Genomic DNA, 22,879 nt, shown 5'->3' on the forward strand with positions numbered 1-22,879 from the left:
AAGAACCGCAACACTTGAACCGTATTGCGGATGCAAATTTAATACATTAATTCAATTACACAAGCACTTTTACGAAAAAAATTGAATAAAAATTATAACCTTCTGATAACGTAATATTTAAAAACAAATTATTTCTTGGTCAGCATTCGTTTGATTTCATTCAGCTTCATCAATGCTTCCACCGGCGTCAGAGTATTGATATCTAAATTTAAAATTTCGTCTTTGATTTCTTCTAAAAGCGGATCATCCAAATTAAAAAAGCTCATTTGCATTTCGTCTTTTTCAGATTTTATTCCGTTTAAAGCTTCACCCGAATGGTCTTTTTCTAATTTCTTCAAAAGCTTTTGCGCTTTTTGAATCACGGTCTGAGGCATTCCCGCCATTTTAGCCACGTGAATTCCGAAACTGTGGGCACTTCCGCCTTTGACCAATTTACGGATGAACAAAACGTTGTCTTTTAATTCTTTTACCGAAACGTTATAATTCTGGATTCGTGCTAGAATATCGCTCATTTCGTTTAACTCGTGGTAATGCGTCGCGAATAATGTTTTCGGCCTTCCTGGATGCTCGTGCAAGTATTCTGCAATCGCCCAAGCAATCGAAATTCCGTCATACGTACTCGTTCCACGACCGATTTCATCCAATAATACCAAACTTCTGTCTGACAGATTATTCAAAATCGAAGCCGTTTCATTCATTTCTACCATAAAAGTAGATTCACCCATCGAAATATTATCAGAAGCCCCAACTCTGGTAAAAATCTTGTCGATGATTCCCATTCGTACGCTTTCTGCAGGCACAAAACTTCCCATCTGGGCAAGCAATACAATCAAAGCCGTTTGGCGCAAAATAGCCGACTTACCCGACATATTCGGCCCCGTAATCATAATCAACTGCTGTGATTCTCTGTCCAAATAAACGTCATTTGAAATATAAGGAACTCCGACAGGCAATTGTTTTTCAATCACTGGATGGCGACCGTTTTTGATATCCAATTCAAAAGTATCGTCTAAAACTGGGCAGACATAATTATTTTCAATCGCCAATTGCGTGAACGAAGTCAAACAATCCAACTGTGCCACCAAGTTCGCATTCAACTGAACCGGCTTGATATACGTAGAAATCCAAACCACTAATTGTTCAAAAAGCTGGCTTTCTAATTGATGGATTTTTTCTTCTGCCCCTAAAATTTTTGACTCGTATTCTTTTAATTCTTCCGTAATATATCTTTCGGCATTGACCAAAGTCTGCTTTCTGATCCATTCTGCCGGAACTTTATCTTTGTGCGTATTTCGAACTTCAATGTAATATCCGAAGACATTATTAAACGAAATTTTCAACGAAGTAATTCCGGTTCTTTCTGATTCGCGTTTTTCAATTCCTTCCAAATATTCTTTTCCGGTATTTGAAATATCGCGCAGTTCATCTAATTCTGGATGAACGCCACGAGCAATCGCATTTCCTTTATTGATCGAAACCGGCGAATCTGGATTTAGCGTCGTTTTAATTTTTTCTCGTAATAAATCACAGCTGTGCAAACTGTCGCCGATGACTTTCACGGCTTCGTTTTTACTTTCTAAAGCCAATGATTTTATCGGAATAATCGCATCCAAAGAATCTTTTAAATACACCACTTCTCTCGGCGATACTTTTCCGGTGGCAACTTTAGAAATCAAACGTTCCAAATCAGAAATCTGCTTGATTTGGTATTGGATGCTTTTTAAAACTTCCTGATTTTCTTTCAAATACGAAACCACTTCGTGACGGCCTTGAATTTTGTGTTTGTCTTTCAAAGGCAAAGCGAGCCAGCGTTTCAAAAGCCTTCCTCCCATTGGCGAAAGCGTCCTATCAATCACATCTAAAAGCGTTACGGCATTCGGATTATAACTGTGGTACAATTCTAAATTTCGAATCGTAAATCGGTCCATCCAAACATAAGCGTCTTCTGCAATGCGCTGAATCGAGGTGATATGCTGTACTTTATTATGTTGCGTTTCGCCCAAATAATATAAAATCGCGCCCGAAGCAATAATTCCTTCTGGCAATTCTTCCACGCCAAAACCTTTTAAAGAATTGGTTTGAAAGTGATTGGTAAGGGTTTCAAAAGCATAATCTTCTTTATAAATCCAATCTTCCAAATAAAAACTGTGATAATCTTCGCCAAAAGCTTCCTTGAAATCGGCTTTGTTTTGCTTTGGAACCAACACTTCACTCGGGCTAAAATTTTGAAGTAATTTGTCAATATATTCTTCATTTCCTTGGGCCGACAGAAATTCTCCGGTAGAAACATCCAAGAAAGAAATTCCGATGATTCTTTTTCCGAAGTAAATCGAAGCCAAGAAATTGTTTGATTTTGATTGCAAAACCTCATCGTTCATCGAAACTCCAGGAGTCACCAATTCGGTCACGCCACGTTTCACGATGGTTTTGGTCATTTTTGGATCTTCTAATTGGTCGCAAATTGCCACACGAAGTCCTGCTTTTACCAATTTTGGCAAATACGTATTGATGGAATGATGCGGAAATCCTGCCAAAGCTGTTTCAGTTTCAGAACCCGCGCCTCTTTTTGTCAAGGTAATTCCGAGGATTTTCGACGCGCGAACGGCATCTTCACCAAAAGTTTCGTAAAAATCTCCAACTCTAAACAACAGGCAGGCATCAGGATATTTCCTTTTGATTTCGTTGTATTGTTTCATTAAAGGCGTTTCTTTGGGAGTTTTATCTTTTGAGGCCAAGGGATTTCGGAATTTTAAATTATTTTTGCTAAAGTAAAAAAACTAAAATTATTGCATCCGCATTTATGAGAAAACTTGCCAACAGTGAACTTGAAAGAAAAACCATCGAAGATTTTAAACAAGCCGACAAAACGCCGATCATCATTATCTTAGACGATATCAGGAGTTTGCACAACATTGGTTCGGTTTTTAGAACGGCAGATGCGTTTTTAATCGAGAAGATTTATTTGTGTGGCATTACCGCTGTTCCGCCAAATAAGGAAATTCACAAAACGGCGTTGGGTGCGACAGAAACCGTTTCTTGGGAATATGCCAAAGATGTTTTGGAAGTTATTCAGCAATTAAAACAAGAAAACGTGTCGGTTTTGGCGATTGAGCAAGTGGAAAATTCTATTTTTCTCCAAAATTTTTCTCCGGAAGAAAACCAAAAATACGCCTTGGTTTTTGGAAACGAAGTCAAAGGCGTTTCGCAGGAAGCCGTTGCAATTTGCGATGGCGTGATTGAAATTCCGCAATTAGGAACAAAACATTCCTTGAATATTTCTGTAAGTGCCGGAATCGTAGTTTGGGATTTATTCCAAAAGCTTCGTTTCTAGTTCGAAATTTTGGTCTGAATTTCTTCCAAAATCTCTAAATAATCGGCTTGATTTTGCACAAAATCTTTATCTGAAACATCAATAATCAAAACATTCAAATCGGTCTGGGATTTAATGTAATCTAAATAACCGCGATTGATTTTGTCTAAATATTCTGCCGGAATTTCTTGTTCGTAGGAACGTCCTCTTTTTTTGATATTTTCTAAAAGCCGTTCTGTATTTTGGTACAAATACACATACAAATCGGGCTTTTTCATTTCTTTGTAAATAATATCAAAAAGTGTTTTATACAAGCGATATTCGTCCTCGCCCAGGGTTACTTTGGCAAAAATCAACGATTTAAAAATATGATAATCGGCAACAATAAAATCTTTAAACAAATCAAATTGCGCCAAATCTTGTGACAATTGCTGGTATCGGTCCGCCAAAAAAGACATTTCCAACGGAAATGCATACCGCGCTTGGTCTTTGTAAAATTTAGGCAAAAACGGATTGTCAGCAAAACCTTCTAAAACGGTTTTCGCATTAAAATCCTCGGCAATTTTGTGCGTCAGCGTTGTTTTTCCAGCGCCAATATTTCCTTCGATGGCAATGTAATTGAATTGCTCGAACGAAAATTTTTCTGTTGGAGATTTTAGGCTAGAAATCACTTTGCAATCCGAATCATCTTCACAATCTTTCAATAATTCTAAAGTGTTTTTGTGTAAAATCGGATGCACAAAATCGGTTTTCAAATCATGCATCGGAAGCAAGACAAACTTTCTGTTCTGCATTTGCGGATGCGGAATTTGTAAATTTTCCGTATCCAAAACGTCTTCATTAAAAGAAATAATATCAATGTCGATGATTCTGGCTTGGTAACCTATATCTCCATTTCTGATTCTTCCAAGCTTTTTTTCAGCTTGTAAAATTTCCTCCAAAACTTCTTCGGCAGATTTACAAGTATGAACCAAAACCGCACAATTGTAAAACGCGTCACTCTCAAATCCCCACGATGGACTCTCATAAAGCTTAGAAACTTTTACGACTGTCGCAATTTGGGAATGAATCAAATCAATGGCTTGCTCGATGTTATGGAGCTTTTCGCCTTGATTTGTTCCGATGGAAAGGATGATTTGATTTTGGATTTTCATAGTTTGCAAATTAAGGAAAAGAATTTCAGAAATTAATACCAGAATGAAGCTTGGGTAAAAAGGTTATCCACAATTTTCTTTTCTTTAATTATTACCTCAGATTTAAAACAAAATCTAAAATTCTTCGGTTAACAAAACTCTAACTTGTTAATACTATCTAAATCTGTAACGTTTGCCTAATTTTGCACACTTATAAAGAAAAACCACATTATGAATTTTTTAAAAAATATTTTGTCCACTGTCATCGGGCTTTTTGTTTTCCTATTTATCCTTTTCTTCGGAATTATTCTGATTGCCGCCATCTTCGGAAGCGGGGATGACAAGAAAACGGTGACCGTAAAAAATGATTCGGTTATCGAATTGAATCTGGAAGAAGTTACAAATGATTACGCTGGAAAATTTTTATACAAAGATTTCAGTTTCTTAAATGACGAAAAAACGGATGGCCTTTCTGACATCATCAATGCCATCGACGCTGCAAAAACAGATGACAAGATCAAGGGAATATCTATCTTAAATAACATTTCAATGATCGGAATGGCGCAAAGCAAAGCGCTTCGCGATAAATTAGAAGATTTTAAAAAGTCTGGAAAATTTGTTGTGGCGTACGCCAATTCTTATACTCAAAAAGAATATTACTTAAATTCTGTTGCAGACACAATTTACTTAAATCCGGTGGGCGATATGGATTTCAAAGGACTTTCTTCGGAAGTAATGTTCTATAAAGATTTTCAAGAAAAAACCGGCGTCAAGATGGAAGTTATCCGCCACGGAAAATACAAAAGTGCCGTGGAACCATACTTGGCAAACGAAATGAGCGAAGCCAATCGCGAACAAATTTCGGCATTATTGAATTCGGTTTGGAATTCTGTTGCCAATGATATTTCAAAAAGCAGAAAAATTCCAGTTGAAAAACTGAATGAAATTGCAAATAATTTGTCGGCAAGAACTCCAGAAATGGCTAAATCGGAAAAGCTGATTGACAAGATCGCGTATGAAGATGAATACCACAACGGCATCAGAAAAGCGCTGAAATTGAAAAAAGACGAAAAATACAATATTGTCAGCATCGTGGATTATGCCCACAAAAATGCTACTTCTGGCAAAAAATCTTCAAGCAGCAATCGAATTGCCATTATTTATGCGCAAGGAACTATTTTAGGAGGTGAAGGCGACGTAAACATTATTGGCGAAGGTTCGATGAGGCGCTCGCTGCAAGAAGCTCGAAAAGACAAAAACGTAAAAGCGATCGTGCTTAGAATCGACAGTCCAGGTGGAAGCGCGTTGACTTCTGATTTGATTTGGAGAGAAATTGAATTGACCAAAAAAGTAAAACCAGTTGTGGTTTCCATGGGGAATTTAGCGGCTTCAGGCGGTTACTATATTGCTTGCAACGCCAATGAAATTTTTGCCGAAGAAAACACAATCACGGGTTCAATCGGGGTTTTTGGAACTTTGCCGAACCTTACAAAACTGACAAACAATATAGGAATTCACACGGAACAAGTCAAAACCCACCAAAATGCGGCAGGTTACAGCGTATTTACGCCTTTGGATGACAACACAAAAAACACGATTCAAGAAAGTGTAGAAAATATCTACAGAGTCTTTGTGGGCCGTGTGGCAAAAGGCAGAAACATGACTTTTGAAGAAGTTGACGCAGTTGCTCAAGGAAGAGTCTGGACCGGTTCTGATGCTGTAAAAATTGGTTTGGTGGATAAAATTGGCGGGATGGATGATGCGATTGCCGCAGCTTCAAAACTAGCAAAAATCAAAGACTACAGAACGGAGAATTATCCTGAATACCAAAAAGACCTGAAGGGACTTTTCGGCGGACTGCCTTTTATGCAATCCAAAGAAAGCTTCATTAAAGAAGAAGTGGGCGAAGAAAATTACATGATGATTGAACAGATCAGACGAATGAGTTCTCAAAAAGGAATGCAGACGCTAATGCCTTTTGAGATAAATATCAAATAAAATCTTTCTTAAAAATTTAAATATCGGAGCACTTCACTCCGATATTTTTTTTGTAAGTTATTAAAAACAAGCTTTTAAGTTCCCCAAACTAAATTAAATTTCTTAATTTATGCCTTCATTGATCAATAAGGCTTAATTTTTGTACTAATTTCGCTCTATAAATAATTTCGTTATGTTAAAAAAGATTTTAAAAGCCGTCGGTATATTTCTATTAGTAGCAATCATCGCACTTTTCGCTGCTCCCTTTTTATTTAAAGACAAAATCAAGCAATTGGTTTTAAAATCTATTAATGAAAATGTGGATGCCAAAGTCGCGTTTGAAGATGTAGATTTAAGCCTTTTCAAGAGTTTTCCCCAGGCAAATGTGACAATTGACAAATTAGCAATTATCAACAAAGCGCCGTTTGAGGGCGATACTCTGTTTTATTCTGGAGAAGTGAATCTTCAAATGTCGGTTAGAGAATTGTTCAAAGGCGATGGCGAAGCGATGAATATCGACTCATTTTCATCGGAAAATGCGGTGGTAAATATTCTTTTTGACAAAGACGGCGTTGGTAATTTTGACATTGCGGTTAAAGATGAAAAAGAGAAAAAAAGTAATTCAGAAAGCAAGCCTTTTGCCATGAATATCCAAGAGTATGAAATTAAAAATATGCGTTTTACGTACTTCGATGAACGTTCAAAAGTAAAAATGGTGATTGACAGTCTAAACCATACCGGAACTGGAAATTTTGCACAGTCAAAATTAGATTTGACTACCAAAACGACCGCAAAAGTATCGCTTGACATGGACCAGACCAATTATATGAAAAACATTAAACTGGATTTGGATGCCATTCTAGGAATCGATTTGGAAAACAGCAAATACACTTTTAAAGACAACAAAGCCTTGATCAACCAGCTTCCGTTAGCGTTCAACGGATTTATTCAAATAAAGGAAGAAGGCCAGGAATATGACTTGACTTTTAAAACACCTACTTCTTCGTTCAAGAACTTTTTGGGTGTAATTCCAGAAGCGTATGCCGGAAATTTGAATACCGTAAAAACAACGGGAGACTTCACCGTTTCTGGATTTGCAAAAGGAACCTTGACCGAAACCATGATTCCGAAATTCAACTTGGAAATCGCTTCAAACAATGCTTCGTTTAAATATCCTGACTTGCCAAAATCTGTTGAAAATATTGTGATCGATACTAGAATCATCAACGAAACCGGATTTACGAAAGACACCTATGTCAATTTAGACAAGCTTTCTTTCAGAATTGACCAAGATGTTTTTAACGCAAAAGCGAACGTAAAAAACATTATGGACAATCCGTTAATTGACGCAAAACTGAACGGAACCATTAATTTATCAAATGTTTCAAAAGCGTATCCTGTGAAATTAGATACGCCACTTTCAGGGATTTTGAAAGCGGATCTTGCTACAAAATTTGACATGAAATCGGTGGAAACAAATAATTATGAAAACATTCAAGCTTCAGGAAATGCTACGGTTACGGGTTTCAAATATGTGGACGCTGACAAAAAAACCTATGCCATTAATACGGCTGATGCCCAGTTTTCGAATCAAAAAATTGACTTGAGACAACTGGATGTCACCACCGGAAAAACGGATGTTAAAATTAACGGAACTTTGGAGAATTTCCTTGGATATGCTTTTAAAAACCAGGGATTAAGAGGAAACTTCACGATGAAGTCCAACCAATTTTTGGTTTCTGATTTTATGACAAAAACTGAAACTACGGTAAACAATAAAACAACTACAACGGAAGCTATAAAAATCCCGAAGTTGATTAATGTGACTTTGAATGCTTCAGCAAACACAGTGGTTTATGATAATTTGAATTTAAAAGATGTTTCTGGAAAAATCATCGTGAAAGACGAAGCCGTGACATTGCAAAATATCAAAACGTCAATTTTCAACGGATTGATTACGGCAAACGGAAATATTTCTACGAAAACGGCAAAACCAACTTTCAATATGGATTTAGGATTGACTTCTGTGGACATCAACCAGACGTTTACGCAATTGGATATGTTGAAAAAAATCGCTCCGATAGCGGAAGCAATCAGCGGAAAACTAAATTCGAAAATCAATCTTTCCGGTAATTTAGATGCCAAAGAAATGACACCCGATTTGGCTACGCTTTCAGGAGATTTATTTGGGCAATTGCTTTCTACGACAATCAATTCTAAAAATTCAACTGTTCTGAATAAATTAGATGACAACGTAAAATTCATTGATTTACAGAAATTAAACTTAAACGATTTAAAAGCCAACCTGACATTTAAAGACGGAAAAGTGAACGTGAAACCTTTTGACATCAAATACCAAGACATCAAAATAAATGTAGGAGGACAGCACGGTTTTGACCAAACGATGAATTACAATATCAAGTTTGATGTTCCAGCAAAATATCTTGGAACGGAAGCCTACAAATTGATTTCAAAATTGACTCCGGCGGAAGCCAGTAAATTAGAAAACATTCCGGTAACGGCCATTTTGAGCGGTAATTTCAACAGCCCTAAAATTTCTACCGATATACAGCAGGCGGTTACAAAACTGGCAACGGAATTGGTTCAATCGCAAAAAGACAAATTAATCAACCAAGGAACCAATGCTTTAGGAAATCTTATAAATGGAAACAAACCAAAAGACACCACGAAGACGACAACTACAACTCCAAAAGAAGATGTAAAAACAAAGGTAACCGAAGGAATTAAAGGTCTTTTCAATAAAAAGAAAACAGAGTAATTTTCATTTTACAGAAAACAAAAACGCCAAGTGGATTAGATTTACTTGGCGTTTTTATTTTATTTCCTTTGCATTTTTCAGTCTCGCTAAGTTGCTAAGACGCAAAGTTTCTTTTCTCTTGCTTCTTGCCTCTTTTCTCTTGTTTCTCTTTAAATAATATTCATCCCAACCACATAACCTTCAAAACTTCTCACATTAAAAACGGTTCCGTCTTCAAAGATTAAATACTGCCCTTTTATCCCTACCAATTTCCCGGCAAAGTTGGGTGTTTTATCTAAATTTAAACCGGTGACTTTTTTCGGATAGTGTAAAACCGGATAATTCATCACAAAATGCTCGTCTAAATCAGCATTGAAATACTGCTTCACTTCTTCGGGCAAAAACTCAAAAACACGGGCTTTTTCCGTCAGCATATCCAAATCTAAAACGTCATTCTGAAGCATCTTTCTCCAATTGGTTTTATCTACAAAATGGTTTTTCAAAGCGACTTCGGTAATTCCAGCCAAGTAACGATTCGGTACTTCTACAATTGAAACAGCCTGGCAGGCGCCCTGGTCAATCCATCGGGTGGGAACTTGCGTTTTTCGCGTCACTCCTACTTTCACATCGCTTGACAATGCCAAATAAACAACGTGTGGCGTCAATTGAACCCGCGCTTCATAGTCTAAATCCCGGTCAGCAATTCCCAAATGTGCCGTGCTTAATTCAGGTCGCATAATCCAATCGCCTACTGCCGGACTGCTGTAAAAACAGTCATAGCAAAAACCTTGGCGGAAAATTTTCTTTTTCTTAGAACAATTTAAACATTGATAACCCTGAAAACTGATTTCAAGATGTTTGTTCAAAGCTTGGTTTACGTTCAAAAAACTATTTTCGAAAGTCAGATAATATTGAATCGGAGCACCCAATTCTGTTTCCATTTTTGACAGGACACCTTCGTATTGCATTTAATTTATGATTTTAGATTTATGTTTTTATGAAGTACGTTTATGAGCCAATCCCAAATCACTCATAACTTCTAACTCATAACTCCTAATTTTTATATTTTTTTCCTATTTTTGGTAAAGTTAGAAATTCATAACTCAAAAAACATAACTCAAACCTAAAAAATGGCGTTACCAATCATCAATTCGGTGGCAACGTGGTTCTTAAAAAAAAGAATCCACCAGATTGAATTGTTCCTCAAATATCCCAATGAGGTTCAGGAAGAATTGCTTTTGAACTTGATTCGAACGGCAGAAAATACCGTAATTGGCAAACAATTTGGTTTTTCTTCTATAAAATCTTACCAAGAATTTGCGGAAAGAGTTCCAGTTTCCACTTATGAAGACCTTGAACCTTTGATTGAACGAACACGAACTGGCGAACAAAATGTTTTTTGGAACACGCCAATAAAATGGTTTGCAAAGTCAAGCGGAACGACTAACGCCAAGAGTAAATTTATCCCCGTGAGCAATGAATCTTTGCAAAATTGCCATTATAACGCGAGTAAAGATTTACTGAGCCTGTACCTAAATAACAACGAAGAATCGCAATTGTTTACCGGAAAAAGCCTTCGCCTTGGCGGAAGCAAACAATTGTATGAAGATAATAATACTTTTTTTGGCGATTTGTCAGCGATTTTAATTGACAATATGCCGATTTGGGCCGAATTCAGCAGTACGCCAAGCAATAAAGTGTCGTTAATGAGCGAATGGGAAACCAAAATTCCGGCGATTATCAACGAAACCATTCACGAAAACGTGACGAGTTTTGCTGGAGTTCCGTCGTGGATGCTCGTTTTGATGAACAAGACTTTGGAAGCAACTGGAAAAGGAAATCTGCTAGAAATCTGGCCCAACCTGGAAGTCTACTTTCACGGAGGCGTGAGTTTTGAGCCGTATCGCGACCAATATAAAAAGATCCTGCCGAGTTCTGGTTTTCAATATTATGAAATCTACAATGCTTCAGAAGGATTTTTTGCTATCCAGGACCTCAACAATTCAAGCGATTTATTGTTAATGTTAGATTACGGCATTTTTTATGAATTTATTCCTATGGATACTTTTGGAACTCCAGAACAAAAAATCATCCGTTTGTCAGAAGTGGAATTGAATAAAAATTATGCCATTGTTATTACTACAAATGCCGGTTTGTGGCGTTATATGATTGGCGATACCATACGTTTTACATCCTTAAATCCGTATAGAATTCGCGTGAGCGGAAGAACAAAACATCACATTAATGTTTTTGGAGAAGAATTAATCGTAGAGAATACAGACAAAGCAATTGCCAAAACCTGTAAACTCACAAATTCAGAAGTGATTGATTACACGGTTGCTCCAGTTTTTATGGAAGGAAAAGAAAAAGGCGCTCACGAATGGATGGTTGAATTTAAAATTCCTCCAGCAAATGCAGAAGAATTCAGACAGATCTTAGACGAAACGCTACAATCTTTAAATTCTGATTATGAAGCAAAACGCCATAATAATATGACTTTAAATCCGCTGCTATTAAATGTGGCTCGAACCAATTTATTTTATGATTGGCTGAAAGAACGCGACAAATTAGGTGGTCAGCATAAGATTCCGAGGTTATCGAATCAAAGAAATTATTTGCAGGAATTGTTAGAAATGAATTTGGAGATTTCGGAGTTTTAAATATATTGAATATGATAGGAGAAATATTTATTGAAAATGAAGAAATAGGTCATTGTGATTTTGAAATAATTGACATTTCTATGGGTGTGATTGCTGGAGTACTCATACCAAATGAAGCCTACAAAAAATATAATTTACAAATAGAAAAACTTACTTCAGAAAGTGGCAATGCAAATCTTTCAGACTTTAATTTTAAGGTTTTCATAAATAATCAAGAAATTGTACACGAAGGCGGAATTTCAATTTCAGATTTCGAAGAAGAAAGATATATTGATGTTGCTGGAATATCTAATATTGAATTTTTTAAATAAGTACACAATATTCAATTCCACATTTACGTTATAGGCGTAAATTTTTAAAAATGAGAAGACTATGCTGTATGATTCTTGTTTGTGGACTATTCTCAATGACATCTTGTGGCCCTAAAAGATTGGCTTGCGGACCGAGAGGATATTGCAAAACAGAAAAACCGATTGACAAAATCGAATTCCAAAATAAAAAAAATCCCGATTATTGCTAATCGGGATTTTTTGTTTGTATTTGATTCAATTAAGACGCTGCTTTCAAACGTTGCAACAGATTTTTATCTAAAGCATTTTTAGCATAATCTTCATCGATGTTCAATTCTTTGTGGTCTGAACTTGGCAAGTCATACATTGCGTCAGTCAAGATGGCTTCACATAACGAACGAAGGCCACGGGCTCCTAATTTATATTCTAAAGCTTTATCAACGATATAATCCAGCGCTTCGCCAGAAATAGTAAATTCAACCTCATCCATTAAGAAAAGCTTTTGGTATTGTTTGATCAAAGCATTTTTAGGCTCTGTCAAAATTGCTCTCAATGTTTCCCTGTCCAAAGGATCCATGTGCGTCAACACCGGAAGACGACCGATAATTTCAGGAATCAATCCGAAATCTTTGATGTCTTTTGGAATTATGTATTGTAACAAATTATCTTTGTCAATATTGTCTACATTTTTAGACGAAGAATACCCAACAGCCTGGCGGTTCAAACGTTTTGAAATAATTCTTTCCACTCCGTCAAAAGCACCACCTGCGATGAACAAAATGTTCTGCGTGTTTACTTCCACGAATTTTTGGTCTGGATGTTTTCTTCCACCTTTTGGCGGAACGTTTACAACCGTTCCTTCTAATAATTTCAATAACGCCTGCTGCACGCCTTCTCCAGAAACGTCTCTTGTGATTGATGGATTATCGCTTTTTCTGGCAATTTTATCAATCTCATCAATGAAAACAATTCCTCTTTCGGCTTTTGCCACATCATAATCTGCTGCCTGGAGTAATCTTGTTAAGATACTTTCTACATCTTCCCCAACGTAACCCGCTTCAGTCAAAACAGTCGCATCAACGATTGCCAAGGGAACGTCTAACATTTTTGCGATGGTTTTAGCCACCAATGTTTTTCCCGTTCCGGTTTGTCCCACCATGATGATGTTGCTTTTCTCAATTTCTACTTCGTCGTCCAATTGCTGTTGCATCAAACGCTTGTAATGATTGTAAACCGCAACCGACATTACCTTTTTAGTCTGGTCTTGCCCGATTACATATTTGTCAAGGAAAGCCCTGATTTCTTTTGGTTTTTTCAAGACCAAGTCAGAAGACAGGTTTCCGTTTTTGTTTTGTTTCAATTCTTCGATAACAATTCCATGCGCCTGCTCGATACATTTGTCGCAAATGTGCGCGTCAATTCCCGCAATCAACAGATTTGTTTCTGGCTTTTTCCTACCGCAGAACGAACACTCTAATACTTCTTTAGCCATATTTAATTTAGATTTCAGATTTTAGATTTCAGATTCCAGCCGATGAACGAATCTGATTTCTGCTATCTGATTTTTAACTTCTTCTCAACACTTCATCAATCATTCCGTATTCTTTTGCTTCATCCGCTTTCATCCAGTAATCTCTTTCTGAATCTTTGTGCACTCTTTCAAAAGACTGTCCTGAATGTTTTGAGATGATTTCATACAATTCATCTTTCAACTTCAGCATTTCGCGCAAGTTGATTTCCATATCAGTCGCAACACCTTGAGCGCCACCAGATGGCTGGTGAATCATTACTCTTGAATGTGGCAACGCCGAACGTTTTCCTTCCGCTCCGGCGCAAAGCAAGACAGCGCCCATTGAGGCAGCCATTCCGGTACAGATTGTGGCTACGTCTGGTTTGATGTATTGCATGGTGTCATAAATTCCCAATCCTGCGTACACGCTTCCGCCCGGAGAATTGATATAAATTTGAACGTCTTTTGCAGAATCAACGCTTTCTAAAAATAATAATTGCGCTTGGATGATGTTGGCAATATGATCGTCAACTCCAGTTCCAAGGAAGATAATCCTGTCCATCATCAAACGCGAAAACACGTCTAATTGTGATACATTTAATTGTCTTTCTTCAATGATATATGGCGTCATGCTACTTACGATTTTATCGTAATACATTCTGTTTACGCCGTGGTGCTTTGTAGCAAATTTTTTAAATTCTTTACCGTAGTCCATATTTTTAATTATGAGTTATGAGTTATGAGTTATGAATTTTTAGTTGGCAGATTATGATTTTCAGATTTCAGTTATCGCATTCTTGTCCTTCTGACGAAGGAAGAATCTCTGTAATTCTTGGAACAAATTCTCACAACTTTTTATTTCTATTTTTAAAGATAACAAAGTTCGTGCAAATTATGAAACGGATTGCGATAATTGTTAACTATGCCACTTCGTCAGTAAACTGATTTTTAGCCCGGATTAAAGTGGAAAGCTTTTTTTAAGGAAAGCCTATTTTTTGCTGAAGAAAAAAAGCGACCAGAGGAAGCTCTTTTTTATTCTTGCAAAAAAAGGTTTTCATAAAAAAACTTGTAACGGAAAGCCGGAAAAGCTTCAAATAAAAAGAGCGCCAAAATGATACATTTTGACGCCTTATTATACTGAAGTTATAAAGAATTATTCTCCGTACATTTCTTTGATGAATTGCTCGTAAGAAACTTCTTTTGTTTTTGCATTGATTTTTTCTTTGAACAAGTTTAGCATTTTTTCGCTCATTACTTGGTCAGAAAGTCTTTTTACTTCTTCTTGGTTTGAAAGCACTCTTGCAACGATTCCTTCTACGTCAGCTTCTGTCGGGTCCATTTGGCCAAACTGTGCCATTTGTTTTTTGATTACTTCAGAAGTGTAAGCTTTTAAGTCTTCAAAAGTGATTTGAAGGTTGTTTTGCGCTAAAACTCTTCCTTCGATTAATTGGTAACGAAGTCCGTTTTCTGAACGTGCGTATTCTTCTTCAGCCTGTTCTGGAGTCAAAGGCGTTTCGCCAACTGTTTGAATCCATTTTTTCAAGAAGGAAGCCGGCAAGTCAAACTTGGTCGTTTTCAATAACGAAGCCGTAACGTCATTCAAAAACTTTTGGTCTGCTTGAGATTTGAATTGGTTTTCAGCATCTTCCTTGATTTTTTCTTTCACCTGCTCTACTGAAGTTACTTTTCCTTCTCCGAACAATTTGTCGAATAATTCTTGGTTTAATTCTGCCAATTCGGTATCGTTGATTTCTTCGATTGTGAAATCTACATCCACTTCAAGACCGTGAACATCATCGTGGTCTACTTTTAAGTAATCCATCAATTTGTGGTCGTCGTCAAAAAGACCTTTTGTATTTACAGTCACAACGTCACCCACTTTTTTCCCGATGAATTTTTTCGCTGTTTTTTTGTCTTTGAAAATATCAAGAGAAATGTTTGCCGGGCTGTTGATTCCTTTTTCTTCGTTTGTAAAAGTTCCTGTTAAGTCAAAACCTTCTTCAACCGTTTCTTTAGAAATCAGTTTTCCGTATTGTTTTTGGATACGTTCCACTTGGTCGTTCAACATTTTATCGTCAGCAGTGATTTTGTAATACACCACGTCATTTTTAGCATCTAAATCAACAGTGAATTCTGGAGCAATTCCCAATTCAAATTCAAAAGTAAAATCTTCTTCGTCCCAGTTGATTTCTTTTTGAACCGGAACCGGATTTCCTAATAAATCTAATTTCTGTGAAGCAATAAATTTACTCAAGTTTTCTTGTAAAACTTTGTTCACTTCTTCAAGCAAAACAGCTTTTCCGTATTGTTTTTTGATAAGGCTCATTGGAACCGCACCTTTTCTGAATCCAGGAATGCTAGCGTTTTTTAAGTGATTATTTAAAATTCTATCTACTTGAGGAGCATAATCTGCTTTTGAGATTTCAACTGTTACAACCGCGTTTAAAGCGTCAACATTATTTCTTGTGATATTCATTTTTTTACATACTAAAATTGGGTCGCAAAATTATAACTTTTTTGCAACCCAACCAAGTTTTGTGTTCATGTATTAATATAGGATTAACAAAAGCGGTAACTTCTTGCTATCAAATCTGTTGATTTATTTGTTTCCGCCCGTTAAAGAGAAGACGATTGACTGCGAAATGGATAAAATTAAACTGAATAACAGCGCGGTCAAAAATCCGTCGACGGCAAAACCAGAGACCAATTTGGCGCAAAGCAAAATCATCAAGGCGTTAATGACCAGCAAAAACAATCCTAAGGTGATAAAAGTGACTGGAAGCGTCAGCAAAACCAAAAGCGGTTTCACGAATAAATTTAACAATCCCAAAACAATGGCCACCCAAATGGCGGTCATAAAGTTTCCTGATGAAAGGCCGTGCGTTCCTTGAAGTGCGATTCCAGGCATAAAATGCGAAATAATCATAACCAAAACGGCGGTTAGTAATATTCTGATGATGAGATTCATAGTTTTATTAATGTTTTAATTATACCAAATATAAGAAATATAAAAAACTTAGTTAACAAATAAAATTAAATCAGCATAATAGTTTTTTATTGACCAATTTTATATATTTGAGTATTAAATTATCAAATCATTAATATTATTAATATTATTTTATGAAAAAAACTTTACTTTTAACAGTTGCTTTTGCACTAAACTATTCTGCAAATGCACAATGGACAGCCCAAAACACCAACTTTACCGCAGACAGCAGAGGAGTTGAAGACATTAAAATTGTTGATGCCAACACTGTTTGGGCTTTAGGTTATGACGGATCAAGCACTACACCTGCAAATGTCCAAGAATTTACAAAAACCACCAATGGAGGAACAACTTGGACAACCGGAACCGTGAATGTTTCTAATACTGGGCTAACTTTAACAAATATATCTGCAGCAAGCTCAACAGTTGCTTGGGTTGGCGCCGTAGATGCTGCAAATGGAGGCGGAGGTGTTTGGAAAACTTCTGACGGAGGAGCAACCTGGACTAAACAAAACACTTCTGCCTATTCAACGACCGGAAGTCTAGCTTCATATTTCAATGTTGTTCATTTCTTTGACGCAAACAACGGCTTAACACAAGGTGACCCAATTGGAACTGGAGTTGGAGAATTTGAGGTTTACAGAACTACGAATGGAGGTACATCGTGGACTGCAGTTCCAGCCGCATCTTTACCAAATCCAGCAACTGGAGAATATGGCTACAATGGAGGCAATGTAGGAGCAGGAAATTCTTTTTGGTTTGTTACCAACAAAGGAAAACTATACAGAACTACTGATCAAGGAATAACTTGGACAAAATTAAACACACCTATAACCGATTTTTCAGCAACAAACGTTGGTGGGCAAATTTTCTTCAGTGATAACAATAATGGTATCTTACTAGCCAGAACAGGAAACACAACTACTGGAACTTATACACTATACAAAACATCTGACGGAGGCACAACTTGGGGAACAGGCACTCCGTACACTCAACCATACAGAAGCCTAGCTTATGTACCTGGAACTTCAATTTTAGTTGGTACCGGACTTAATGGCACAACTTACTCATCAGCTAAAAGTCAAGACAACGGAACAACATGGACTCCAATTGACACAGGAACACAAAGAACTTCTGTTTCATTTTTAAACGCCACAACTGGCTGGGCTGGAGGATTTACAAGCGATGGAACTGGAGGAATTTTCAAATATACAGGAGCATCTTTAGGTACAAATGACTTTGCACTTGATAGCTCATTCAAAATCTTCCCTAATCCTGCAAATGGAGAACTTAATTTAAGGGGCTCAGCAATTTCTGAAATCGCAATCTACAATCTTTTAGGAAAACAGGTTTTGAACCAAAAATTTGCTACGCAAGACCAAGTATCTTTAAATGTTTCTGGCCTTGAAACTGGAATATACCTTTTAACAGCAACAAACGAAACTGGAGCTTCTCAAACAATAAAATTTGTAAAAAATTAATCCAAACTTTATTTATAAAAAAATACCCTTTCAAAATCAGAAAGGGTATTTTTTTTATTTTAAGTAAATACCCAATTGACTCTTCAAAAAATTCTTTTGGTTTTAGTTTGTTAAATGTATTTATTTATTGATACTTATCTAATGAACTTGTATTGATTTCTCCAATGCAATACTTTGAGGTACTTTCGTAATTATTGTAAAATACCCAATATTTATTTTTCCTACTTAAATCCCGAAGCAATTTTATTTCCAAAGTAACATCTCCGTCAGTTATTCTGATGTTAATTTCCGGAGAGCCCGTATTTCTTGAACTCGTTTTACTTTCAATATTTTGGAGCGAAACAATTAAACTATCATTAATTGCGACATTATCATTTATAACCAATGTGAATTTTTTATTAGACAAAACTTCTATTCTTTCCTTTATTTCAATCCTGCTTAATTTACTAACATAAAATTTCAAGCTCAAAATTAGAATTACCGAAATTACTCCAAGTGTTAAGAAAATTTTGAAAAACACATTCGTTTTCAAATATTTCCACCATTTTGAATTATTTAAAAGATCCAGCTTGTAAGCAATTATAACGATAAAAATTACGATAAATAAAGCAATATAAATCGCAAATAAAAAAGGTAATATTTGATCTATACTTTCAATCATATTTAATTTATCATCCTTTCAAATACCCAATCGACTCTTCAAAAAATTCTTTTGGCTTTTCAGCGTGGAGCCAATGTCCGGCATTTGCGATTGTTTTAATTTCAGAATTTGGAAAATGCTTTTTGATCATTTCTGTATCTTCGTCTTTAATATAATTGGAATTTCCTCCTTTTAAGAATAAGGTCGGTTTTTCAAAAACAGCATTTTCAGGAAGCGCTTCGCCAATGTTATCAATTTTATCATTAAAAACGCTGACATTAAATCGGAAACCCAATTGCCCGGTTTCTACCCAATACAAACTTTTCATCAAAAATTGTCTTGTTCCAAAATCAGGAATGTGCGGTTTTAAAAATTCTTCGACATCAGAACGTTCTGGCTTTTTCGAAAAATCTACAGCATTCAAGCCTTCCATAATATCTTGGTGGTGCGGACGGTAATATTTTGGGCCGATATCTGCAATGATCAATTTATCAATCTTTTCAGGATATTTTGTCGCAAAAAACATCGCTACTTTTCCACCCATCGAATGTCCGATAATAGAAACTTTTTCTAAATTATTTCCTTCGCAATAGTCCAAAACATCTTGAACCATCGCATCGTAGGTGAATTCATCCGAATGAAAACTTCTTCCGTGATTTCTCAAGTCTAAAGCGTGCGTCTGGTATCCTTCGGAAGCAAATTGCGTCGCCAACGTTTTCCAGTTGTCTGACATTCCTAAATATCCGTGAAGAATTAAAAGTGGCTTCCCCTCGCCTTCTATTTTTGAATACAGCATAATTTTAATTGTGAATTATGAGTTATGAATTACTTCAATTTGTTTAGGTACATATTTACTACGTTTTCTAAACCTAAATATAAAGATTCAGAAATTAAGGCGTGACCGATAGAAACTTCCAATAATCCCGGAATGTTTTGCTGAAAAAACTGAATGTTATCCAAACTCAAATCGTGTCCGGCATTTATTCCTAAATCCAATTCGTTTGCCAATTTAGCTGATTCAATATAGGGATTGATTCCGGTTCTATTTCCCAAAGAATATTCGTGCGCAAAAGCTTCGGTATACAATTCGATTCTTTCGGTTCCGGTTTTTTTAGCGCCTTCGATCATTTCCAAAACCGGATCCACAAAAATCGAAGTACGGATTCCGTTTCGTTGAAATTCTTGAATGATTTCTTTTAAATAATCTTGGTGTTTAATCGTATTCCAACCTGCGTTTGAAGTAATGGCATCATCAGCGTCCGGAACCAAAGTCACTTGCGTAGGTTTTACTTCCAAAACCAAATCGATAAATTTTCGTTCTGGATTTCCTTCAATATTAAATTCTGTCGTAACAATAGATTTTAAATCGCGCGCATCTTGGTAGCGAATATGACGTTCGTCCGGCCTTGGATGAATCGTAATTCCTTGTCCGCCGAAACGTTCAATATCTTTGGCAACTTGCAATAAATCAGGAACATTTCCGCCTCTTGCGTTTCTTAATGTGGCAATTTTATTAATGTTTACGCTTAATTTTGTCATTGGAATACTTTTTGAGAATAATTAATTAGCACAAAAATACAAAGTTAAACACGGTGTTTTGTGCTATTTTTTGATTATTTTGCAAACGATTATTGACTTTAGGCTATGACAGAAATTACAGATTATATCAACAACGATATCAAGGCGATTGCCATTGACGAGTCTATTGAGACCGTTCAGGATTTTTTTGCTGAATTGTCTTTTTCGCATTTTCCGGTTTTAGAAGATGGGACGTATCTGGGAAGCATTGCTTTAGACGATGTTGAAACTTTTGATACTGATAAAAAAGTATCTGATTACCGTTACACTTTAGAAGGATTTTATGCCAGAACGAATATGATCTGGCTGGATGTCTTAGAAGTTTTTGCGCGAAATCACACCAGCGTTGTTCCGGTTTTGGATGACCGCAATAATTATATTGGCTATTATGAAATCACTGACATTGTGAAATTTTTCCACGAAACGCCTTTTTTGAAAGAATTGGGAGGCATTATCATCGTAGAAAAAAACAGCAGTGATTATTCGATGAGCCAAATCACCCAAATTGTAGAAAGCAATAACGGAAAACTTTTGGGCTTGTTTATTTCTAACGTAGAAAATGACAACGTTCAAGTTACCGTAAAAATTACGCTTGGCGCGATGAGCGAAATCATCCAAACGTTCAGAAGATACAATTATGAAATTATTTCGGAACACCAAGAAGACAATTATTTGAATGCCCTGAAAGAACGATCTGACTATTTAGACAAATATCTTAACATATAAATAATTAGAAAATTGGCGAATGAGGTGATTTGGATAATTATCTTGACGCCGAATTTCGAATCCAAAAATTAACTGATTATCTGAGACCAAATTATCTAATTAAACCAATGAAAGTAGCCATTTACGGTCAATATTATCAAAACAGCACCGAGCCCATCATTAAAGATATTTTCATATTTTTTACTAAAAATAATGTGGAGCTGGTGATCCAAGATGATTTCTTGGCGATGTTGTATGAAAAAAAAATCATCACAAGAGATTACGCTACTTTTCACGATTTTGATGATTTGCCCAATGACGTGGATGTATTGGTAAGCATCGGTGGTGACGGGACAATCCTTCGCGCCGCGACTTTAGTCAGAAATTCTGGCATTCCAATTTTAGGTGTCAATGCCGGCAGGCTTGGTTTTTTGGCAACGGTCCAAAAAGAAAATATTGACGAGCTGATGCAGTTCATCATCGATAAAAATTTCACGGTCTCGCCCAGAACCTTGATCAGTTTGGAAAGTTCTCCACACAATTCAAAAATCGAAAGCCTGAATTTTGCGATGAATGAAATTACAGTCAGCAGAAAAGATACGACTTCGATGATTACCATTGAAACCTATTTAAACGGCGAATACTTAAATTCGTATTGGGCAGATGGACTTATTGTCTCTACCCCAACGGGTTCTACCGGATACTCCTTGAGTTGTGGCGGACCGCTTTTGACTCCGGAGGTCGAAAGTTTTGTGATTACACCCATTGCGCCTCATAATTTAACAGCAAGACCTTTGGTAATCCCTGACAATGTGGAAATCAAATTAAAAGTTTCGGGAAGAGAAGAGCAATATTTGGTCTCTCTCGATTCCAGGGTTACGTCAATTGACAATGACACCGTTCTGACATTGAAAAAAACCCCTTTTAAAATCAATATGGTGGAACTTCCAGGCACTAGTTTTTTAAAGACTTTGCGAACAAAACTGCTTTGGGGCGAGGACAAAAGAAACTAAAGAAATCCCTTTCGAAATATACTATCAACACTATACTTTCGTTTACTTTAAATCGAATTAACGCATCATTTGTTTATAATTACACATATTTAATTATTAGACAGTTGATAAGTGTTCATAATTGTTATATTTGCACCCTTTATTTTCCATAAAATGAATCGAATAGTAATCACCATTTTCTGCGTTTTCACCTTTGCCTTTTCAAATGCACAAATTCACGAAATCGGAATTTTTGCTGGAGGAAACAATTACATCGGAGATATTGGCCCAACGAATTACATCAAGCCGAATGAAGGTGCTTTTGGATTATTATACAAATGGAATAAAAGCCCGAGACATTCGTGGAGAGTTTCTTATACGCAAGGAAAAATGACCTCTGACGATAAAAATTCTGATGTTTCTGGCAGAAACCAAAGGGGCTTAAACTTTGAAAACGACTTAAAAGAGTTATCTTTAGGGCTTGAATTCAATTTTTTTGACTTTAATTTGCACGAATCTGGCTTTTTAGTCACTCCTTATATATATTCAGGATTGAGCGTTTTTCAATATACCGAATTATTCCATACGGGAAATCATTATCAGGAAGATTATAAAGAAATGGGATTTGCCATTCCGATGGTAATCGGAATAAAAGCAAGAATTGCAGACCATTGGGTTCTCGGGTTAGAATCTGGAGCAAGATATACTTTTACCGACAATCTTGACGGAAGCAACCCAAAGAACAACAATTTTGAAGAACTTAGGTTTGGAAATTTAAACAGCAACGACTGGTATGTTTTTACAGGCTTGACGCTGACATACACTTTTGGAAACAAACCCTGCTATTGTGCAGACTAAA

General features: G+C 36.4%; 19 protein-coding genes. 9 read left to right on the forward strand and 10 right to left on the reverse strand.

Translation table 11 applies throughout. The features are described from left to right. Window positions 1-128: 128 nt before the first annotated feature. Complete coding sequence (gene mutS / locus EG849_RS13090) at window positions 129-2,735, reverse strand: DNA mismatch repair protein MutS (RefSeq protein WP_199732306.1); 2,607 nt, start codon at window positions 2,733-2,735, stop codon at window positions 129-131. A 65-nt stretch (window positions 2,736-2,800) separates the two neighbouring features. Here mutS and EG849_RS13095 point away from each other — a divergent pair, with 65 nt between their 5' ends. Beyond that, window positions 2,801-3,331 (forward strand): RNA methyltransferase, encoded by a 531-nt coding sequence (locus tag EG849_RS13095; protein WP_125013544.1) that lies wholly within the window; start codon window positions 2,801-2,803, stop codon window positions 3,329-3,331. On the opposite strand, the gene folK is transcribed toward EG849_RS13095, so the two are convergent. Next, the gene (folK, locus tag EG849_RS13100) at window positions 3,328-4,464 is read right to left on the reverse strand and encodes a 2-amino-4-hydroxy-6-hydroxymethyldihydropteridine diphosphokinase (protein WP_125013545.1); all 1,137 of its coding nucleotides are present in this window, start codon (window positions 4,462-4,464) and stop codon (window positions 3,328-3,330) included. The two genes, EG849_RS13095 and folK, sit on opposite strands and share 4 nt — an antisense overlap. A gap of 210 nt (window positions 4,465-4,674) precedes the next feature. Between folK and sppA the strand changes: the two genes are divergently transcribed. Both sppA and EG849_RS13110 read left to right on the forward strand, forming a co-directional pair. Continuing rightward, window positions 4,675-6,441, forward strand: coding sequence for a signal peptide peptidase SppA (sppA, locus tag EG849_RS13105; RefSeq protein WP_125013546.1), 1,767 nt, complete (start codon window positions 4,675-4,677; stop codon window positions 6,439-6,441). Between the two features lie 172 nt (window positions 6,442-6,613). Continuing rightward, on the forward strand, window positions 6,614-9,199 hold the full coding sequence (locus EG849_RS13110) for an AsmA-like C-terminal region-containing protein (protein ID WP_125013547.1): 2,586 nt from the start codon (window positions 6,614-6,616) through the stop codon (window positions 9,197-9,199). Between the two features lie 149 nt (window positions 9,200-9,348). Here the strand turns inward: EG849_RS13110 and EG849_RS13115 are convergent, their stop codons facing one another. After that, window positions 9,349-10,146, reverse strand: coding sequence for a DUF2797 domain-containing protein (locus EG849_RS13115; RefSeq protein WP_125013548.1), 798 nt, complete (start codon window positions 10,144-10,146; stop codon window positions 9,349-9,351). Between the two features lie 162 nt (window positions 10,147-10,308). On the opposite strand from EG849_RS13115, the gene EG849_RS13120 reads away from it, so the two are divergent. Continuing rightward, on the forward strand, window positions 10,309-11,838 hold the full coding sequence (locus EG849_RS13120) for a GH3 auxin-responsive promoter family protein (protein ID WP_125013549.1): 1,530 nt from the start codon (window positions 10,309-10,311) through the stop codon (window positions 11,836-11,838). 11 nt (window positions 11,839-11,849) lie between these two features. Next, window positions 11,850-12,149 carry a hypothetical protein gene (locus tag EG849_RS13125; RefSeq protein WP_125013550.1) on the forward strand — a complete coding sequence of 100 codons (300 nt, stop codon included), beginning with the start codon at window positions 11,850-11,852 and terminating at the stop codon, window positions 12,147-12,149. Window positions 12,150-12,387: 238 nt separating this feature from the next. Here the strand turns inward: EG849_RS13125 and clpX are convergent, their stop codons facing one another. The 4 genes from clpX to EG849_RS13145 all read right to left on the reverse strand — a co-directional run bounded on the left by clpX (window position 12,388) and on the right by EG849_RS13145 (window position 16,606). Continuing rightward, entirely contained in the window at window positions 12,388-13,620 is a 1,233-nt protein-coding gene (gene clpX / locus EG849_RS13130; RefSeq protein ID WP_125013551.1) for an ATP-dependent Clp protease ATP-binding subunit ClpX, read from the reverse strand. Window positions 13,621-13,693: 73 nt separating this feature from the next. Beyond that, window positions 13,694-14,353, reverse strand: a complete 660-nt coding sequence (clpP, locus tag EG849_RS13135; RefSeq protein ID WP_125013552.1) for an ATP-dependent Clp endopeptidase proteolytic subunit ClpP — start codon at window positions 14,351-14,353, stop codon at window positions 13,694-13,696. 438 nt (window positions 14,354-14,791) lie between these two features. Continuing rightward, window positions 14,792-16,114, reverse strand: coding sequence for a trigger factor (gene tig, locus EG849_RS13140; RefSeq protein WP_125013553.1), 1,323 nt, complete (start codon window positions 16,112-16,114; stop codon window positions 14,792-14,794). A 123-nt stretch (window positions 16,115-16,237) separates the two neighbouring features. Continuing rightward, the gene (locus tag EG849_RS13145; RefSeq protein WP_125013554.1) at window positions 16,238-16,606 is read right to left on the reverse strand and encodes a phage holin family protein; all 369 of its coding nucleotides are present in this window, start codon (window positions 16,604-16,606) and stop codon (window positions 16,238-16,240) included. A 152-nt stretch (window positions 16,607-16,758) separates the two neighbouring features. Here EG849_RS13145 and EG849_RS13150 point away from each other — a divergent pair, with 152 nt between their 5' ends. Further along, window positions 16,759-18,105, forward strand: a complete 1,347-nt coding sequence (locus EG849_RS13150; protein ID WP_125013555.1) for a T9SS type A sorting domain-containing protein — start codon at window positions 16,759-16,761, stop codon at window positions 18,103-18,105. 124 nt (window positions 18,106-18,229) lie between these two features. Here the strand turns inward: EG849_RS13150 and EG849_RS13155 are convergent, their stop codons facing one another. Genes EG849_RS13155 through EG849_RS13165 form a run of 3 tightly spaced genes read right to left on the reverse strand, consistent with a single transcriptional unit; the run spans window position 18,230 to window position 20,284 of the window. Continuing rightward, window positions 18,230-18,766 carry a hypothetical protein gene (locus EG849_RS13155; RefSeq protein WP_125013556.1) on the reverse strand — a complete coding sequence of 179 codons (537 nt, stop codon included), beginning with the start codon at window positions 18,764-18,766 and terminating at the stop codon, window positions 18,230-18,232. A gap of 10 nt (window positions 18,767-18,776) precedes the next feature. After that, complete coding sequence (locus tag EG849_RS13160) at window positions 18,777-19,541, reverse strand: alpha/beta fold hydrolase (protein WP_125013557.1); 765 nt, start codon at window positions 19,539-19,541, stop codon at window positions 18,777-18,779. A gap of 29 nt (window positions 19,542-19,570) precedes the next feature. Beyond that, a complete protein-coding gene (locus EG849_RS13165) occupies window positions 19,571-20,284 on the reverse strand; it encodes a pyridoxine 5'-phosphate synthase (RefSeq protein ID WP_125013558.1) in 714 nt (237 codons plus the stop codon). A 105-nt stretch (window positions 20,285-20,389) separates the two neighbouring features. On the opposite strand from EG849_RS13165, the gene EG849_RS13170 reads away from it, so the two are divergent. From EG849_RS13170 to porG, 3 genes are all read left to right on the forward strand, one after another. Beyond that, window positions 20,390-21,049, forward strand: a complete 660-nt coding sequence (locus EG849_RS13170) for a CBS domain-containing protein (protein ID WP_125013559.1) — start codon at window positions 20,390-20,392, stop codon at window positions 21,047-21,049. 107 nt (window positions 21,050-21,156) lie between these two features. Then, on the forward strand, window positions 21,157-22,041 hold the full coding sequence (locus EG849_RS13175; RefSeq protein WP_125013560.1) for an NAD kinase: 885 nt from the start codon (window positions 21,157-21,159) through the stop codon (window positions 22,039-22,041). A gap of 153 nt (window positions 22,042-22,194) precedes the next feature. Then, a complete protein-coding gene (gene porG / locus EG849_RS13180) occupies window positions 22,195-22,878 on the forward strand; it encodes a type IX secretion system protein PorG (RefSeq protein ID WP_125013561.1) in 684 nt (227 codons plus the stop codon). The last annotated feature ends 1 nt before the right edge of the window (window position 22,879 follow it).

The organism is Flavobacterium macacae, from assembly GCF_003865365.1.
Classification (GTDB): Bacteria; Bacteroidota; Bacteroidia; order Flavobacteriales; family Flavobacteriaceae; genus Flavobacterium; species Flavobacterium macacae.